A 16,431-nucleotide genomic window follows, 5' to 3' on the forward strand; every position below is an offset into this window, starting at 1 on the left:
TCTAATGACGAAGAGTGATGGCACAACTACAGATAGTTGACATTCTTGTGACCAGGACACTCCTGCGAGAAGAGGAACGTATGAACCTGGTCACCAGAGCCGAATGGGGCGCCAAGAAGCCGACCAGCCCCTACACCCGCCTGCGGGCGACCAAAGGCGTGAAGATCCACTACACCGGCGGCGCGGTGCCCGCCGACCTCGCCGAGCCCGCGAACCACGACCGCTGCGCCGGCATCGTCCGCGACATCCAGCGCATGCACATGTCGGGCGGACGCGGCGAGCGCTACATCGACCTCGGCTACAACATGGTGTGCTGCCCCCACCGGCACACCTTCGCCGGGCGCGGCCCGCACGCCCTGCCGGCCGCCAACGGCGCGGGGCTCAACTCCGGCCACTACGCGGTGCTCGCGCTGGTCGGCAGCTCCGGGCTGACCGAGCCCAACGACGACCTGCTGCACGCCCTGGTGGACGCCATCGAATACCTGCGCGAGCACGGCGACGCCGGCCCGAGGTCAAGGGGCACCGCGACGGCTACAGCACCTCCTGCCCCGGCGACCCGCTCTACCGCTGGGTCAAGGCCGGGGCGGAGCGCCCTTGACGTCCCCGGCGGAGCCAGACAGGTCTCAGACCAGCCGGCCCACGTGGGCCAGCGCCTGCTTGAGCAGCACGCCCTGACCGTTCGCCATCTCCTGCTGCACCATCGGCGAGGCCGCCTCCTCCGGTGTGAACCACACCAGGTCGAGCGCGTCCTGCCGGGGCCTGCAGTCACCGGCCACCGGCACGATGTAGGCCAGCGAGACCGCATGCTGGCGCGGGTCGTGGTAGGGGGTGACGCCGGGCGTCGGGAAGTACTCGGCCACCGTGAACGGCTGCGGCGAGGCCGGGATGCGCGGGAGCGCCACGGGACCCAGATCCTTCTCCAGGTGACGCATGAGGGCGTCGCGGATCCGCTCGTGGTGCAGCACCCGGCCGGAGACCAGCGCCCGGCTGACCGTGCCGTCCGACAGGATGCGCAGCAGCAGGCCGACGTGGGTGACCACACCGGTGTCATCGACGCGCACCGGCACGGCGTCGATGTAGAGGATCGGCATCCTGCCCCGCACCGACTCCAGTTCCTCGGGTGCGAGCCAGGCGGGCGTCGTCTCGGTCTTTTCGGTCATCTGCTGATCGTAAGGCCAGGCTCAGCGCCGTACCGTGGCCTTGCCCCACAGGACGGCCTGCGGCGGGGTCCGGCCCGCCAGCCACGAGGCCGTGCAGACGACGAGCACGATGCCGAAGAACGGCAGATACTCCGCGACTTTCCGCTTCATCTGAGGTCACGCTCCGCTTTCGCCTTGGCCAGCCGCCTGCGCTGCGGCTGGACGGTGTAGCGGGGATCGCGAGCCGACTCCATCCCCGCCTGGAAGATCCCAAACCGGGTGCACGCCGACCCGGCCAGCAGCGCCGCGCCCGCCGCCATCGCCGCGACCCTGCTGCGCCGGCCCACGGTCGCCCCCGCCACCGCGCCCGCCAGCGACAGCGCCTCGCCCAGGCGCAGCAGCCTGCTGCGCTTGAGCGGCTCGGCCAGCGGGCCGAGACGGCGCTCCATCCGCAGGGCGGCCACGCACTCCACCGCCGCGCCCAGCAGCGCCACCCGCCGGGCCGGCGCCGCCTCCTCCAGCGGCGCGGCCAGCAGGCCGAGCCCGCCCGCCGCCGCCGTCGCCGACCCGGCGAACAGGAACGGCATCTCCCGGTGGCCCTCGTGCCAGGCCGGCACCGCCGTGTCGCAGATCAGCGCCGCCGTGTACGTCGCCACCGCCGGCCCCACCAGCCCCGCGCCGACGGTGGCCGCCCTGCCCGCGCCCGGCGCGACGCCGGTGACGTCGCAGGCCGCCGCGAGCCCGGCCTGCGGGCCGTACGCGGTGAGTATCCAGGTGCCGACGCTCATCGGCGAGGTCACCTTGAACACCCGCAGCATGTTGACGAACCGCTCGGGCCTGCCCAGGTCGTGGATGAGCGCGTACAGCGAGCCGCCCAGCGCGCACAGCGCCCCCACCTTGCCCGCCCTGGCCAGGCCCGGCCTGCCGGTCAGCTCGGCGGCCGCGGCCAGCGTGGACGACGCGCCCGCCAGGCCGCCGAGGAACAGGTAACCGGCGATGTCGGGGGCCTGCCAGGTCGGCTCCTTCAGCACCGGCCGCCCGTAATAGGAGTCGAACTCCGCCTTCGGCACCAGCAGCCGTTCGCGCCTGCGGCCCGCCGAGCCCGGCGTGGCCTCCCGTTCACTGCGCAGCTCCGCCGAGCCGTCCATCCGCACGTCTGTCTGGCTCATCCGCGCCGCCCCCGTCGCATCCGCTCTTCGTCGAAAAGATCCGCCGTCACCTGCGCCGCTCCCGTCGCGTCCGCTCGCCTCGCGAAGAGTCCCGCCGGAAGGTCCGCCGTCACCTGCGCCGCCCCTTCCACGTCAGCGCCGCCACGCCCGCCAGCAGGCCGAGCGCCGCCACGCCCACGTGCCGCCACATCGCCGGCAGGTCCCTGGTCGTCACCACCGGGTCGGGCGGCAGGCCGTACACCTCGGGCTCGTCGAGCAGCAGGAAGAACGCGCCCGTGCCGCCCACGCCGTCGCCTGTGTCGTGGCCGTACAGGCGGGCGGAGGTGGTGCCCGCCTCATGAAGCTGCGCCAGCCGCCGCTCGGCGCGCTCGCGCAGCTCGTCGAGGTCGCCGAACTGGATCGAGTCCGTCGGGCAGGTCTTGGCGCAGGCTGCTCTGCCCGGCTCCGAGCCGGTCGTAGCACATCGTGCACTTGGCCGCCGTGCCGCTGCTCCCGCGCTTGCCGATCACCCCGAACGGGCAGGCAGGCACGCAGTAGCCGCAGCCGTTGCAGACGTCCTCCTGCACCACCACCGTGCCGAACTCGGTGCGGAACAGCGACCCCGTCGGGCACACGTCCAGGCAGGCCGCGTGCGTGCAGTGCTTGCACACGTCGGAGGCCATCAGCCAGCGGAAGTCCATGTCGCCGACGCCCGGCTCCTGGTGGCCGAGCGGCCGCCGCTGCTCGACGAACGCCACGTGCCGCCAGGTGTCGGCGCCCAGCCCTGCCGTGTTGTCGTAGGACATGCCGGTGAACTCCATGCCGTCGTCCGGCACGGCGTTCCACTCCTTGCAGGCCACCTCGCACGCCTTGCAGCCGATGCAGATGCTGGTGTCGGTGAAGAAGCCGACGCGCCGCCCGTCGAGCTGCTCCCTCAGGTCGAAGGCCACCGCCTCACACCTCCGTTCCGGTACGGGCGTCGATCCCGGCCCGCCGCTGGTACGACCTGACCAGCTCGGGCAGCGCGGGCCCCCGTGGCCGCCGCCCCGGGCGGATGTCCGCCGACAGCGCCTTGACCTCCTGGATGTGGGAGTTGGGGTCGAGCGAGATCGACGACAGCTCGTTGGCCGCGTCGCCGGTGACGAGACCGTTGGGCCCGAAGTGGAACGGCAGCCCGATCTGGTGCAGCACCCGCCCGTTCAGGCGCAGCGACGGGATGCGGTCGGTGACCAGCACCCGGGCCTCGATGGCGTTGCGCGCCGTGATGATCGTCGCCCAGTCGCCGTGCACCAGGCCGCGCTCGGCGGCCAGCGCGGGGGAGACCTCGCAGAACATCTCCGGCTGCAGCTCCGACAGGTACGGCGTGAACCGGCTCATGCCCCCCGCCGTGAAGTGCTCGGTCAGCCGGTACGTCGTCACCACGTACGGGTAGACCGACGACCCCGGCTCGTCCCCGCTCGGCTGGTAGCGGTTGTGCTCGTGCGGATAGACCTTGCGCACCGGGCTGCGCTGCCGGCCGTACAGCGGGTTGGCGACCGGCGAGTCCTGCGGCTCGTAGTGGGTGGGCAGCGGCCCGTCCACCACCCCGTTCGGCGCGAACAGCCAGCCCTTGCCGTCGGCCTGCATGATGAACGGGTCGATGCCCGACAGCGCCTCCACACCCTGCGCGCCGGGCGGCGGCCGGTAGCCGGGGCTCTTGTCCGCCTCGAAGTCCGGCACGTCGTATCCGGTCCAGCGCTGCGCCTCGGCGTCCCACCACACCAGCCGCTTGCGCTCGCTCCACGGGGTGCCGTCGGGCTTGGCCGAGGCGCGGTTGTAGAGGATGCGCCGGTTGGCGGGCCAGGCCCACGCCCACTCGGCGGAGATCCAGTTCTGCTCGGACGCCGGCTTGCGCCGGGCCGCCTGGTTGACGCCGTCGGCGTACACGCCGCAGTAGATCCAGCAGCCGCAGGCGGTGGAGCCGTCGTCCTTGAGCGCGTGATAGCCGGGCAGCGGCCGGCCGCGCTCGTCCCAGCCGTTGATCTCGGCCAGCACGGCCTCGGCCGACGGCTCCTCCGTCTCGCCCTCGGTCGGGTAGTCCCAGGTGAGGTCGAGCACGGGCGCGTCCATCGGGTCGGTCGAACCGGCCAGCTTCTCCCTGATGATGCGGCCGAGGTGGTACATGAACCACAGGTCGCTGCGGGCGTCGCCCTGCGGCTCGACCGCCTGGTGATGCCACTGCAGCAGCCGGTTGGTGTTGGTGAAGCTGCCGTTCTTCTCGGTGTGGCTCGCCGCCGGCAGGAAGAACACCTCGGTGCGGATGTCCTCGGTCTTCAGCTCGCCCGTCTCGATCTCCGGGCCGTCCTTCCACCAGGTGGCGCTCTCGATCAGGCTGAAGTCGCGCACCACCAGCCAGTCGAGGTTGGCCATGCCGAGCCGCTGCATCTTCGCGTTGGCCGAGCCGACCGCCGGGTTCTCGCCCAGCAGGATGTAGCCCTTGCAGGTGCCCTCGAGCTGCGCGAGCACGGTGTCGTACGTGCTGTGCGAGCCGGTCAGCCGGGGCAGCCAGCCGAAGCGGAAGTCGTTGTCCGGCTGCGCCGAGTCGCCCCACCACGCCTTGAGCAGGCTGATGAGGTAGGCGGGCATGTTGGCCCAGAAGCCCTTATGCGGGGCGTCGGCCAGCAGGAAGTCGCGCAGCCGGTCGTTCTCGTGCGCGTGCGGCATCGGGATGTAGCCCGGCAGCAGGTTGAACAGCGTCGGGATGTCGCTCGACCCCTGGATGCTGGCGTGCCCGCGCAGCGCCTGGATACCCCCGCCCGGCCGGCCGATGTTGCCGAGCAGCAGCTGCAGGATGCTCGCCGTCCTGATGAACTGCGAGCCGTCGCTGTGCTGCGTCCAGCCGACCGCGTAGACGAACTCCGAGGTCTTGTCCGGCCCCGAGTTCTCCGTCAGATGCCGGCACACCTGCTCGAACAGGTGGCGCGGCACCCCGCACACCCGCTCGACCATCTCCGGCGTGTAGCGCGCGAAGTGGCGGCGCAGCACCTGCAGCACGCAGCGCGGGTGGCGCAGCGTCTCGTCGCGCTCGGGCACGCCGTCGAGCGGCATCCCGGCGCTGCCCTGCACCTCGGGGCGGCCCGGCGGGGTGCGGCCCTCGCGCCGGTCGAAGTCCTCGTCCCTGTCGCCCGACGCGGCGACCGTGGACATGCCCTCGTACTGCCAGGAGTCGGTGTCGTAGGTGCGGCTCTCCTCGGCGAAGCCGGAGAACAGGCCGTCGAGGTCCTCGGCGTCGCGGAAGTCCTCGCGCAGGATGGTCGCCGCGTTGGTGTAGTTGAGCACGTACTCGTGGAAGTACAGCTCGTTCTCCAGGACGTGGTTGATGATCGCGCCGAGGAACGCCACGTCGGAGCCCGCTCTGATGGGCACGTGCAGGTCGGCCAGCGCGCTCGTCCTGGTGAAGCGCGGATCGACGTGGATGACGACCGCGCCGCGCGCCTTGGCCTCCATCACCCACTGAAAGCCCACCGGGTGGCACTCGGCGAAGTTCGAGCCCTGGATGACGATGCAGTCGGCGTGCTGCAGGTCCTGCATGAACGTGGTGGCACCGCCGCGCCCGAACGACGTGCCGAGCCCCACCACGGTCGAGCTGTGGCAGACGCGCGCCTGGTTCTCGATCTGCACCACGCCGAGCGCCGTCAGCAGCTTCTTGATGAGGTAGTTCTCCTCGTTGTCGAGGGTCGCGCCGCCCAGGCTGGCGATGCCCATGGTGCGCGAGGTCCGCCGGCCGTCCTTCTCCTGCTCCCAGGTCGCGCGGCGGGTCGCGATGATCCGGTCGGCGATCATGTCCATGGCCGTGGCCAGGTCGATCTCCCGCCAGTCCGCCCCGCCCGGCGGCCGGTAGAGCGCCTTGTGCATGCGGCCGGGCCCGGTGGTGAGCTGCAGGCTGGCCGCGCCCTTCGGGCACAGCCGGCCCAGGCTGATGGGGAGTCGGGGTCGCCCTCGATCTGGATGACCTTCTCATCCCGGACGTAGACGTTCTGGCCGCAGCCCACCGCGCAGTACGGGCAGACCGACTTGACCACCCGGTCCGCCGTCGCCGTGCGGGCCTTCAGCGTCTCCGTCCTCGCCGACTTGGCCGCCGGCCCCGTGCCGTGCGGTCCGCCCCCGTGAGCTGCCGCAGCAGCGGCCACGCGAGATCCATGGCATCCCCCCGATGTCCCCGGCCCGAGTCCTGCCCGGGACGAGCGGGGGAAAACCGGCAGGTCACAACGGCCGGGACGATCTCCCGGCTCCTGGTAGAAACAGGTCAGAACAGCCGGGAGGCCGCCTCGTCCCAGGCGCGCAGGTCGCCGGAGGGCTCGTAGCGGCGCAGCGGCTGGGTCTCGGCGACCAGCGCCCGCATCTCGCCGAGGCCGGAGACCAGCCCGGCCGAGCGCGCCTGCACCAGCACGTTGCCGAACGTGGTCGCCTCCGCCGGCCCGGCCACCACCGGCAGCCCGCAGGCGTCGGCGGTGAACTGGCACAGCAGCTCGTTACGCGACCCGCCGCCGACCAGGTGCACCACCTCGACGTCGCGGCCGGACAGCTCCATCGCCTGCCGCACCGCCCGCCGGTGGCCGATCGCCAGGCTCTCCAGCACGCACCGCACGTACCCGGCGGGGGAGGCGGGCGGGCGCTGCCCGGTGCGGCGGCACTCGGCGGCGATCCTGCCCGGCATGTCGCCCGGCGGCAGGAAGACCGGCTCGTCGGGGTTGACGACGGCGGCGAACGCCGGCTCCTTCGCCGCGGCGGCCAGCAGCTCGCCCAGGTCGGCGCCCGGCCAGGCGCGCAGGCACTCCTGTAGCAGCCACAGGCCCATGACGTTGCGCAGGTAGCGTACGGTGCCGTCGATGCCGGCCTCGTTGGTGAAGTTCGCGGCCCGGCTCTCGGGGGTGAGCACGGGCTCCGGCAGCTCGACCCCGGCCAGCGACCACGTGCCGCAGGAGATGTAGGCGAACGCGGGGCCGGTGGCGGGCACGGCGGCCACGGCGGAGGCGGTGTCGTGCGAGCCGACCGCCATGACGGGGGCCGACCAGCCGATCTCGGCGGCCACGTCGGGCCGCAGCCCGCCCGCCTCGTCGCCCGGCTGCCGCAGCGGCGGCAGGATCCCCGAGGGCAGGCCGAGCTGCTTGACCAGCGGTAACGCCCACGACCTCGTGCGCACGTCGAGCAGGCCCGTGGTGGAGGCGTTGGTCACCTCGGCGCCGATCTCGCCGGTCAGCCAGTAGCCGATCAGGTCGGGGATCAGCAGCATCGTGGCGGCGCCGTCGAGCCGGTCGGCCAGGAGCTGGTAAAGGGTGTTGAACGGCAGCACCTGCAGGCCGTTGACGTCGTAGAGCGCCTCCGCGCCGACCTCGGCGGCCACCCGCTCGGGCACGCCGGCGGTGCGGTCGTCGCGGTAGTGCACCGGGTTGCCCAGCATCCGGCCGGACTCGTCGAGCAGCGCGTAGTCGACGGCCCAGGAGTCGATGCCGATCGAGGAGACCGGGCCCGCCTCGCGCAGCCCGGCCAGGATCTCCCGGTACAGGCCGAGCACGTCCCAGTAGAGGCGGCCGGCCACGCGTACGGGGCCGTTGGGGAAACGGTGCGCCTCGGTCAGCGTCAGGCCGTCGGACAGATCGGCGAGCATCACCCGCCCGCTGGAGGCGCCCAGGTCCACGGCGGCGAATCGATGACTGGTGCTGCTGGTCATGCGGTCCTCGGCGTTCTCGGCGTTCCCGGCGTCCCTGGCGTCCCTGGCGTCCCTGGCGTCCCTGGCGTCCCTGGCGTGCGGCTCATTGGGTGGACTCCCTGGCGACGAGCTCCGGCTGGAACATGATGTGCTGGTGCGCGTGCGTGTCGGGGTTGTCGCACTCGTCCAGCAGCAGCTCGGTGGCGATGCGCCCGAGCTGGTACGTCGGCTGCCGCATCGAGGTGAGCGACACCGTCGAGGCGGCGGCGAAGTCGATGTCGTCGTAGCCCATCAGCACGACGTCCTCGGGCACCCGCACCCCCGAGCGCAGCAGCGCGCGCAGCACGCCGAGCGCGAGCAGGTCGTTGGCGCAGAAGATCGCCTCGGGCAGCCCGTCCGCGACCAGCTCACCCGCCGCCTTCTCGCCCGCCTTGGCGGTCATCGTGGCGGCCTCGACCACCCGCAGGCCGGCGGGGTCGAGCCCGGCGGCGGTCATGGCCATCTTGGCGCCCTCGCGGCGCTCGACGCACTGCCGGATGGTCAGCGGCCCGGTCACGTACGCCAGGCTCCGCGCGCCCTTGCCCAGCAGATGGGCCACGGCCGCGCGGCCGCCCGCGACGTCGTCCACGGCCACCGCGCACTGGTCGGGGCGGTGGGCGGGATGGTCGACCAGCACCACGCTGATGCCGTGCTCGCGCAGCCGGTCGAGCCTGGCCGGGTCCTCGCCCGACGGCGTGATGAGCACGCCGCGCACGCGTTGCTCGGCCAGCACGCGCAGGTTGCGGTCCTCCTTGTCGGTGGAGCCCGCCGAGTTGCCGAGGATCACCGCGTAGCCGAGCTCGCTGGCCACGTCCTCGACACCGGCGGCGACCTCGGTGAAGAACGGGTTGCCGATGTCGATCACGCTCAGGCCGATCGTCCTGCTGTGCCCGGCGCGCAGCGTGGAGGCCGAGCCGTGCCGGACGAACCCCAGCTCGCTGATGGCGGCCTCGACCCGCTCGCGCGTGGCCGGCGCGACTTTGCCCGGCCGGTTCAGTACGTTGGAGACCGTGCCCGGGGAGACGCCGGCGAGCGCGGCGACGTCCTTGATGCTGACCATGGCCATGAAGACCAATTAAAACGTACAAACGGACGCTTGGCCAGTCACACCACCGGTAGGAGCCCGGTTCCCGTTCGCAGAACGCCGCCCATTGGGCAGTGAGATGAAAAACGTTCAACTGCAGACGCTCCGCAGCGTGGCTCGGCGTGCCTGAGTGACCGCTCAGGGTCGCCCCGCGCCGCCCGAACCCCCGCCTGAGCAGCGGAGACCGGTGGCGGGCGGCTGTCAGGACTTGTGTGCCGACGTGTGGAAACGTTTTAATCCCCCAGTAAACGATCCATGAAAGGCAGGCTTCATGCCGGATGTCATCGCGTACGGCGGCGACTGGAACCCCGAGCAGTGGCCCGAGGAGACCTGGGAGCAGGACGTCGCGCTGATGCGCGAGGCCGGAGTCAACAGGGTCAGCCTCGGCATCTTCTCCTGGTCGCTGCTCGAACCCGTCGAGGGCGTCTTCGAGTTCGGCTGGCTCGACCGGGCCATGGACCTGCTGGCGGCCAACGGCATCCGGGCCAACCTGGCCACGCCCACCGCCTCGCCGCCGCCCTGGTTCGCCGACGCCTACCCCGAGGCGCTGCCCGTGGACGCCGACGGCCGGCGGCTGTACCACGGCAGCAGGCAGGCGTTCTGCCCCAGCTCGCCGATCTACAAGGAGAAGGCGCTGCGCATCGCCGAACAGGTCGCCGTCCGCTACCGCGACCACCCGGCGCTCGCCCTGTGGCACGTGCACAACGAGTACGGCTGCCACAACGCCCGCTGCTACTGCGACGCCTCCGCCGCGGCCTTCCGCGCCTGGCTGCGCTCGCGCTACTCCTCGCTCGACGCGCTGAACGACGCCTGGGGCACCGCGTTCTGGTCCCAGCACTACAGCGACTGGGCGCAGATCCTGCCGCCGCGCGCCACGCCCAGCTTCGCCAACCCGGGCCAGCTCCTCGACTTCCGCAGGTTCAGCTCCGACGCCCTCGTCGAGCTCTACCTGGCGGAACGCGAGCTGCTCAAGCAGATCACCCCCGGCGTGCCCGCCACCACCAACCTCATGGCCGGCGCCCACTGGGACATGGACTGCTGGGCCTTCGCCGCCGAGCTGGACATCGTCTCCACCGACCACTACCTCATCGGGGCCCGCGCCGAACCGCACATCGACCTGGCCTTCGCCGCCGACTACGCGCGCTCGCTCAACGGCGGCCGGCCCTGGCTGCTCATGGAGCACTCCACCAGCGCCGTCAACTGGCAGCAGCCGCGCAACCTCGCCAAGGCCCCCGGCGAGCTGCGCCGCAACTCCCTCGCCCACCTGGCCAGGGGCGCCGACGGCATCATGTTCTTCCAGTGGCGCCAGTCCAGGGCGGGCGCGGAGAAGTGGCACTCGGCGATGCTGCCGCACGCCGGCACCGACACCAAGATCTTCCGCGAGGTGAAGGCGCTCGGCGCGGAGCTGGCCGGGCTCGCCGGCGTCGCGGGCAGCCGGGTCGAGGCCGACGTGGCGCTGCTCATCGACCACTCCAGCGTGTGGGCCCAGGACCACCCCGCCCAGCCCAGCTCCGAGCTCGACCCGGTGGAGGAGGCCAAGCGCTGGCACGCGGCGCTGTGGCGGGCCGGCGTCACCTGCGACCTGGCGCACCCCGAAGGCGACCTCACCGGCTACCGGCTGGTGCTGGTGCCGCAGCTCTACCTGGTGAGCGACGCGGGCGCGGCCAACCTGGAGGAGTTCGCGCGCCGGGGCGGCGTCGTGCTCGTCGGGCCGTACAGCGGGATCGTGGACGAATGCGACAGGGTGCGGCTCGGCGGCTACCCGGGCGCCTGGCGCGACCTGCTGGGCGTGACCGTCGAGGAGTTCTTCCCGCTCGCCGAGCCGATCAGGCTGGCATCGGGCGCGACGGGCAGGCTCTGGAGCGAGGCGGCGCGGGTCACGACGGCGAAGGTGCTCGACACGTACGCCAGCGGCGAGCCCGCCTGGACCCGCAACGAGTTCGGCGACGGCGTCGCCCACTACCTGACCACCCTGCTCGACGACGCCGCGCTGGCCGAGGTCATCGGCACCGTGTGCAGGGAGGCCGGGGTCGAGCCCGCCGCCGATACCGTGCCCGGCGTCGAGGTGGTGCGCCGCACGCGCGCAGACGGCGGCTCCTTCCTGTTCGCGATCAACCACACCGGCGAGGACGCCGCGGTCACCACCCGCGACGGCCGTACCGTCACGGTCGCGGCGGGAGACGCCGTGGTCGTCCCCGGCTGAGCCGCGCGCTGCCGAACCGGGCCCCGCCCGAGATGGGTGCCGCCGGATCCCGCGCTGCCGGCCCGCGCCCATGCGGCCCGCGCCCGTGCGGGGGCGTCCCCGTGCGGCCCGCGCCCATGCGGGGGCGGGCCCTGCTGAGACGGCGCCGGGGAAACGCGCGCGGTTCGAAACGTGTCAGAGCCCGGTCACGGCCCCGCGACGCAGGGCCGGGGCCCCGGCCGCGCATTGACAGCGGCCAGCGGGAATCATAGTTTCCTGCCCAGAACATTAAAACGTTTTGAAGGGAGTGTCAGTGCAACGCGTGTGCTTCCTGCTGAAAGTCCGCCAGGATCGGCTGGCGGAGTATCGCGAACGCCACCGCGACGTCTGGCCGGAGATGCGCGAGGCGCTGTCACGTACCGGCTGGCACAACTACTCGCTCTTCCTCAGGGACGACGGCCTGCTCGTCGGCTACCTGGAGACCGAGGACTTCGAGGCCGCCAAGAAGGCGATGGCCGAGACCGAGGTCAACGCCCGCTGGCAGGCGGAGATGGCGCCGTTCTTCGAGGACCTCGACGGCCTGCCCGACGAGGGCATGACGCCGCTGACCGAAGTGTTCCACCTGGACTGATCGGGGAGTAATGACTGACATCAAGGCCGCACTGCGGGCGCAGCACATCGAGACGCCGTCCTGGGCCTACGGCAACAGCGGCACCCGCTTCAAGGTGTTCGCGCAGAAGGGCGTGCCGCGCGACCCGTACGAGAAGCTCGCCGACGCCGCCCAGGTGCACGCCCACACCGGCGTCGCGCCCACGGTCGCGCTGCACATCCCGTGGGACAAGGTGGACGACTACGCCGACCTCGCCCGGCACGCCCGCGACCTGGGCGTCGGCATCGGAGCCATCAACTCCAACGTCTTCCAGGACGACGACTACATGCTGGGCAGCGTCACCAACCCCGACCCGCGCGTCCGCCGCAAGGCCACCGACCACCTGCTCGAATGCGTGGACATCATGGACGCCACCGGCTCCGACACGCTCAAACTGTGGTTCTCCGACGGCATCAACTACCCGGGCCAGGACGACCTGCGGGCCCGCCAGGACCGCCTGGCCGAGGCGCTCGCCGAGGTCTACGACCGGCTCGGCGACGGCCAGCGCTTCCTGCTGGAGTACAAGCTGTTCGAGCCCGCCTTCTACGCCACCGACGTGCCGGACTGGGGCACCGCGTACGCCCACTGCGTCAAGCTCGGCCCCAAGGCCCAGGTCGTCGTGGACACCGGTCACCACGCGCCGGGCACCAACATCGAGTTCATCGTGGCGTTCCTGCTGCGCGAGGGCAAGCTCGGCGGCTTCGACTTCAACTCCCGCTTCTACGCAGACGACGACCTCATGGTCGGCGCCGCGGACCCGTTCCAGCTCTTCCGCATCATGTTCGAGGTGGTGCGCGGCGGCGGCCTCGACCCCGAGGCGAATGTCGCGTTCATGCTCGACCAGTGCCACAACATCGAGCCCAAGATCGCCGGCCAGATCCGCTCGGTCATGAACGTCCAGGAGGCCACCGCCAAGGCGCTGCTGGTGGACCGCGACGCGCTGGCCGCCGCGCAGAACGCGGGCGACGTGCTGGGCGCCAACGCCGTCCTCATGGACGCCTACAACACCGACGTGCGGCCGCTGCTCGCCGAGCTGCGCGAGGAGATGGGCCTCGCGCCCGACCCGATGGCCGCCTACGCCGCGTCCGGATACTTCGAGAAGATCGCCGCCGAGCGCGTCGGCGGGCAGCAGGCCGGCTGGGGGGCCTGAACCGACATGTCGAACGTCATCAACGAGCTGCTCGACCGCTCCCACCGCCTGGGCGCGGACCCGCGCAACACCAACTACGCAGGCGGCAACACCTCCGCCAAGGGCACCGCGACCGACCCGGTGACCGGCTCCGACGTCGAGCTGCTGTGGGTCAAGGGCTCCGGCGGCGACCTCGGCACGCTCAAGGAGTCGGGCCTGGCCGTGCTCCGCCTCGACCGGCTGCGCGCGCTCAAGGACGTCTATCCGGGCGTCGAGCGCGAGGACGAGATGGTCGCGGCCTTCGACTACTGCCTGCACGGCAGGGGCGGCGCCGCCCCGTCGATCGACACCGCCATGCACGGCCTGGTGGACGCCGCCCACGTCGACCACCTGCACCCCGACGCCGGTATCGCGCTGGCCACCGCCGCCGACGGCGAGGAGCTGACCAGGCGCATCTTCGGCGACCGCGTCGTGTGGGTGCCGTGGCGCCGGCCCGGCTTCCAGCTCGGCCTGGACATCGCCGCCATCAAGGACGCCAACCCGCAGGCCATCGGCTGCATCCTGGGCGGCCACGGCATCACCGCGTGGGGCTCGACGTCCCAGGAGTGCGAGGAGCGCTCGCTGGAGATCATCCGCACCGCGGAGGCGTACCTGGCCGAGCACGGCCGCCCCGACCCGTTCGGCCCGGTCGTCTACGAGACGCTGCCCGAGGCCGAGCGGCACGCGCGGGCCGCCGCGCTGTTCTCGATCGTGCGCGGCCTGGCCTCCACCGACGCGCGCGTGGTCGGCCACTACACCGACACGCCCGAGGTGCTGGACTTCGTCTCGCGGGCCGAGCACCCGAGGCTCGCGGCGCTGGGCACGTCCTGCCCCGACCACTTCCTGCGGACGAAGGTCGCGCCGCTGGTGCTCGACCTGCCGCCGGACGCGCCGCTGGAGCAGGCCGCCGAGCGGCTGCGCGAGCTGCACGCCGCCTACCGCGCCGACTACACCGCCTACTATGAGCGGCACGCACAGCCGGACTCGCCGCCCATGCGCGGCGCCGACCCGGCGATCGTGCTGGTGCCGGGCGTCGGCATGTTCTCCTTCGGCAAGGACAAGCAGACCGCGCGGGTGGCCGGCGAGTTCTACGTCAACGCCATCAACGTCATGCGCGGCGCCGAGTCCGTCTCCACCTACGCGCCCATCCCCGAGTCGGAGAAGTTCCGCATCGAGTACTGGGAGCTGGAGGAGGCCAAGCTCCGCCGCATGCCCAAGCCCAAGCCGCTGGCCACCAGGATCGCGCTGGTCACCGGCGGCGGCTCCGGCATCGGCGCGGCCACCGCGCGCCGGCTGGCCGCCGAGGGCGCGTGCGTGATCGTGGCCGACCGCGACCTCGCCGCCGCCGAGAAGGTGGCCGCCGAGATCGGCGCGCAGGCGCACCGGCCGTCCGACGTGGCCGTGGCGATCGGCGTGGACGTCACCTCCGAGGAGCAGATCGCCGCCGCCGTGCGCGCGGGCGTGCTCGCCTTCGGCGGCATCGACCTGGTGGTCAACAACGCGGGACTGTCGCTGTCGCGCTCGCTGCTGGAGACCACGGTCGAGGACTGGGACCTGCAGCACGACGTGATGGCGCGCGGCTCGTTCCTGGTCTCCAGGGAGACCGCCAAGGTCATGATCGGCCAGGGCATGGGCGGCGACATCGTCTACATCTCCTCCAAGAACTCCGTCTTCGCCGGGCCGAACAACGTCGCCTACGGCGCCGCCAAGGCCGACCAGGCGCACCAGGTGCGGCTGCTGGCCGCCGAGCTGGGCGCTCACGGCATCCGGGTCAACGGCGTCAACCCCGACGGCGTCGTACGCGGCTCCGGCATCTTCGCCTCCGGCTGGGGCGCCAACCGGGCGAAGGTGTACGGCGTGGCGGAGGAGAAGCTGGGCGAGTTCTACGCCCAGCGCACGCTGCTCAAGCGCGAGGTGCTGCCCGAGCACGTGGCGGCGGCCGTCTTCGCGCTCACCGGCGGCGAGCTGACCCACACGACCGGCCTGCACATCCCGGTGGACGCGGGCGTCGCCGCGGCCTTCCTGCGCTGAGCGCACGCTCACTCATGGCCCCGAGCCATACGGCTCGGGGCTTTTTACGTGTGGCGGACCGGAAAACGGACAAGAACTGGTGCATGACTTGCAACGCGCCCGCATGTTTCCGGCACGTGTCCGCAGTCGGCAAGTCTCACGATGCGGTCATCAGCCCTGGCCTGGCTTGCATGTTCATCCTCTAGAGTGCATCATCTTCACAAGCAAAGTCATAAGCTATGATGCATAATCATGCAGCGGGAGGGTGTCGCATGAGGGCAGCGGTCGCGGGAGCCAGCGGCTACGCGGGAGGGGAGCTGCTCCGCCTCCTCCTCGCTCATCCCGAGTTCGAGATCGGCGCGCTCACCGCCGCCTCCAGCGCCGGCACCAGGCTCGGCGCGCACCAGCCCCACCTCGCCCCGCTCGCCGGCCGCGTCATCGACGAGACCACTCCCGAGGCGCTCGCCGGGCACGACGTGGTCTTCCTCGCCCTGCCGCACGGCCACTCCGCCGCCGTCGCCGCGCAGCTCGGCGACGAGACGATCGTGGTCGACTGCGGTGCCGACCACCGGCTCGCCGACCCCGCCGCCTGGCAGGAGTTCTACGGCGGCGAGCACGCCGGCACCTGGCCTTACGGCCTGCCCGAGCTGCCCGGCCAGCGCGAGGTGCTCAAGGGCGCCACCCGCATCGCGGTGCCCGGCTGCTACCCGACCTCCGTGCTGCTCGCGCTGTTCCCCGCCTACGCCGCGGGCCTGGCCGGGCCCGAGGTCGTCGTGGTCGCCGCCAGCGGCACCAGCGGCGCCGGCAAGTCGCTCAAGCCCCACCTGCTCGGCAGCGAGGTCATGGGCTCGGTCAGCGCGTACGGCGTGGGCGGCGTCCACCGCCACACCCCCGAGATGGAGCAGGGCCTGTCGGCCGTCGCCGGGCAGCCGGTCCGCGTCTCGTTCACCCCGACGCTCGCGCCCATGAGCCGCGGCATCCTGGCCACCTGCACCGCCCCGGCCACGCCCGGCCTCACCAAGGAGGCGCTGCGCTCGGCGTACGAGACGGCGCTCAAGGACGAGCCGTTCGTCCGCCTGCTGCCCGAGGGCGTCTGGCCGGCCACCTCCATGACCTACGGCGCCAACACCGCCGCACTACAGGTGACGCTCGACGAGCGCGCGGGCCGCGTGGTCGCCGTCATCGCCATCGACAACCTCACCAAGGGCACGGCCGGAGGCGCGATCCAGAGCGTCAACCTCGCCCTCGGCCTGCCGGAAGAGCTCGGCCTCCCCACGACAGGAGTTGCTCCGTGAGAGAGCGCAGCGTAGAGATCAGCAAGCA

At 72.0% G+C, this 16,431-nt stretch carries 11 protein-coding genes and 2 pseudogenes; 5 read left to right on the forward strand and 8 right to left on the reverse strand.

Annotation, left to right across the window (positions count from 1 at the left end; genetic code table 11):
• Positions 1-26: 26 nt before the first annotated feature.
• From WBK31_RS08180 to WBK31_RS08215, 8 genes and pseudogenes are all read right to left on the reverse strand, one after another.
• Entirely contained in the window at positions 27-494 is a 468-nt protein-coding gene (locus tag WBK31_RS08180) for a hypothetical protein (RefSeq protein WP_406674569.1), read from the reverse strand.
• A 129-nt stretch (positions 495-623) separates the two neighbouring features.
• The gene (locus WBK31_RS08185; protein WP_364070328.1) at positions 624-1,160 is read right to left on the reverse strand and encodes an NUDIX hydrolase family protein; all 537 of its coding nucleotides are present in this window, start codon (positions 1,158-1,160) and stop codon (positions 624-626) included.
• Positions 1,161-1,181: 21 nt separating this feature from the next.
• Positions 1,182-1,310 (reverse strand): hypothetical protein, encoded by a 129-nt coding sequence (locus WBK31_RS08190; RefSeq protein WP_364070326.1) that lies wholly within the window; start codon positions 1,308-1,310, stop codon positions 1,182-1,184.
• Positions 1,307-2,308 carry an NrfD/PsrC family molybdoenzyme membrane anchor subunit gene (nrfD, locus tag WBK31_RS08195; RefSeq protein WP_364070323.1) on the reverse strand — a complete coding sequence of 334 codons (1,002 nt, stop codon included), beginning with the start codon at positions 2,306-2,308 and terminating at the stop codon, positions 1,307-1,309. Before nrfD ends, WBK31_RS08190 begins: the two co-directional genes overlap by 4 nt.
• A gap of 109 nt (positions 2,309-2,417) precedes the next feature.
• Positions 2,418-3,237 (reverse strand): annotated as a pseudogene (locus WBK31_RS08200) (4Fe-4S dicluster domain-containing protein).
• Positions 3,238-3,241: 4 nt separating this feature from the next.
• Positions 3,242-6,467: pseudogene (gene fdh, locus WBK31_RS08205) on the reverse strand (formate dehydrogenase).
• A gap of 105 nt (positions 6,468-6,572) precedes the next feature.
• On the reverse strand, positions 6,573-7,997 hold the full coding sequence (locus WBK31_RS08210; RefSeq protein WP_364070317.1) for a rhamnulokinase family protein: 1,425 nt from the start codon (positions 7,995-7,997) through the stop codon (positions 6,573-6,575).
• 82 nt (positions 7,998-8,079) lie between these two features.
• Positions 8,080-9,081: a substrate-binding domain-containing protein gene (locus WBK31_RS08215; protein WP_364070314.1), complete on the reverse strand. Its 1,002-nt coding sequence runs from the start codon at positions 9,079-9,081 to the stop codon at positions 8,080-8,082.
• A gap of 289 nt (positions 9,082-9,370) precedes the next feature.
• Here WBK31_RS08215 and WBK31_RS08220 point away from each other — a divergent pair, with 289 nt between their 5' ends.
• The 5 genes from WBK31_RS08220 to argC all read left to right on the forward strand — a co-directional run bounded on the left by WBK31_RS08220 (position 9,371) and on the right by argC (position 16,403).
• Complete coding sequence (locus WBK31_RS08220; protein ID WP_364070312.1) at positions 9,371-11,302, forward strand: beta-galactosidase; 1,932 nt, start codon at positions 9,371-9,373, stop codon at positions 11,300-11,302.
• Positions 11,303-11,594: 292 nt separating this feature from the next.
• Positions 11,595-11,912, forward strand: coding sequence for an L-rhamnose mutarotase (locus WBK31_RS08225; protein WP_378784035.1), 318 nt, complete (start codon positions 11,595-11,597; stop codon positions 11,910-11,912).
• Positions 11,913-11,922: 10 nt separating this feature from the next.
• Entirely contained in the window at positions 11,923-13,080 is a 1,158-nt protein-coding gene (gene rhaI / locus WBK31_RS08230) for an L-rhamnose isomerase (RefSeq protein WP_364070307.1), read from the forward strand.
• A gap of 6 nt (positions 13,081-13,086) precedes the next feature.
• Complete coding sequence (locus WBK31_RS08235) at positions 13,087-15,129, forward strand: bifunctional aldolase/short-chain dehydrogenase (protein ID WP_406674570.1); 2,043 nt, start codon at positions 13,087-13,089, stop codon at positions 15,127-15,129.
• Positions 15,130-15,380: 251 nt separating this feature from the next.
• Entirely contained in the window at positions 15,381-16,403 is a 1,023-nt protein-coding gene (argC, locus tag WBK31_RS08240; protein ID WP_364070303.1) for an N-acetyl-gamma-glutamyl-phosphate reductase, read from the forward strand.
• Positions 16,404-16,431 lie beyond the last annotated feature (28 nt).

This window comes from Nonomuraea sp. N2-4H (genome assembly GCF_045291505.1).
GTDB lineage: Bacteria > Actinomycetota > Actinomycetes > Streptosporangiales > Streptosporangiaceae > Nonomuraea > Nonomuraea fastidiosa.

What these genes read in the sequence shown, in the direction of transcription:
- WBK31_RS08185 (WP_364070328.1), bottom strand. Translation starts at nt 1,160, where the DNA reads ATGACCGAAAAGACCGAGACGACGCCCGCCTGGCTCGCACCCGAGGAA.
- WBK31_RS08190 (WP_364070326.1), bottom strand. Translation starts at nt 1,310, where the DNA reads ATGAAGCGGAAAGTCGCGGAGTATCTGCCGTTCTTCGGCATCGTGCTC.
- nrfD (WP_364070323.1), bottom strand. Translation starts at nt 2,308, where the DNA reads ATGAGCCAGACAGACGTGCGGATGGACGGCTCGGCGGAGCTGCGCAGT.
- WBK31_RS08210 (WP_364070317.1), bottom strand. Translation starts at nt 7,997, where the DNA reads ATGACCAGCAGCACCAGTCATCGATTCGCCGCCGTGGACCTGGGCGCC.
- WBK31_RS08215 (WP_364070314.1), bottom strand. Translation starts at nt 9,081, where the DNA reads ATGGCCATGGTCAGCATCAAGGACGTCGCCGCGCTCGCCGGCGTCTCC.
- WBK31_RS08220 (WP_364070312.1), top strand. Translation starts at nt 9,371, where the DNA reads ATGCCGGATGTCATCGCGTACGGCGGCGACTGGAACCCCGAGCAGTGG.
- rhaI (WP_364070307.1), top strand. Translation starts at nt 11,923, where the DNA reads ATGACTGACATCAAGGCCGCACTGCGGGCGCAGCACATCGAGACGCCG.
- WBK31_RS08235 (WP_406674570.1), top strand. Translation starts at nt 13,087, where the DNA reads ATGTCGAACGTCATCAACGAGCTGCTCGACCGCTCCCACCGCCTGGGC.
- argC (WP_364070303.1), top strand. Translation starts at nt 15,381, where the DNA reads ATGAGGGCAGCGGTCGCGGGAGCCAGCGGCTACGCGGGAGGGGAGCTG.